Consider the following 712-nt stretch of genomic DNA (forward strand, 5'->3'; position numbering starts at 1 on the left):
CCACTTGATCACCACCTTGTCGCCCTTGGCCCCACCCCTGAACTTGAAGCTCAAAAACGGGTTTTGCGACACCGCCCCACTCCACTGCGCCTTGAGCACTTCCTTGCCATTGTGCGTGGCCACCACGTCCGTGATGTAGTGCGCCGGCACCACATTGCCCGACGCATCCTTGCGCGTCCCAGGCTCCATCGGGTGGCTCATCAACACCCGCACCGTCGTCACACCACCGGCCTCGTTGGCACGGATGCGCATCGGATCTGCCATCGTCGCTCTCCTTCGATTCGCTTACGCCACGCCGTCAGCCACCACAGCCGCCCAGCGTCACCTTCGTTTCCTTGACCGCCGAGTACAGCTTGCCGTCAGCCTTGACCACCGCCAGCACGTTGGTGCTTTGCCCCATCTTGAGGCGCGTTTGCACATCCGCCTCCGTGCCCGCCGGAATCATGAACGCCGCCGCCAGCGGCGTCGGGTTCTTCTCCACCAACAGGTAAATCTCCGTCGTGTTGGGAATCTTGCTCACCGCACCCACCGGCACCACCGCACCGTTTTCAGCAATGTCCGGCGACACGATCTGCACCTGGTCGCTCGTGGCCGGCTGACCACCCACCGCATTGAGCGCCTCGGCCAGGCTCTTGCTCGCAAACGCCTCGCGCGGCAGCGCCAGCGCCTGCTCGCTCGTGATCACCCCCAGCGACACCAGCGTCGCCACAGC

At 64.5% G+C, this 712-nt stretch carries 2 protein-coding genes; both read right to left on the bottom strand.

The window, feature by feature from the left end; genetic code table 11:
* The coding region (soxZ, locus tag Taqua_RS13115) for a thiosulfate oxidation carrier complex protein SoxZ (RefSeq protein WP_144327001.1) at positions 1–264 on the bottom strand (264 nt) is incomplete at its 3' end.
* 34 nt (positions 265–298) lie between these two features.
* On the bottom strand, positions 299–712 hold a 414-nt coding region (soxY, locus tag Taqua_RS13120; protein WP_221933952.1), incomplete at its 5' end, for a thiosulfate oxidation carrier protein SoxY.

Origin of the sequence: Tepidimonas aquatica (assembly GCF_007556585.1) — a bacterium.
In the GTDB taxonomy this organism is placed as follows: Bacteria; Pseudomonadota; Gammaproteobacteria; order Burkholderiales; family Burkholderiaceae_C; genus Tepidimonas; species Tepidimonas aquatica.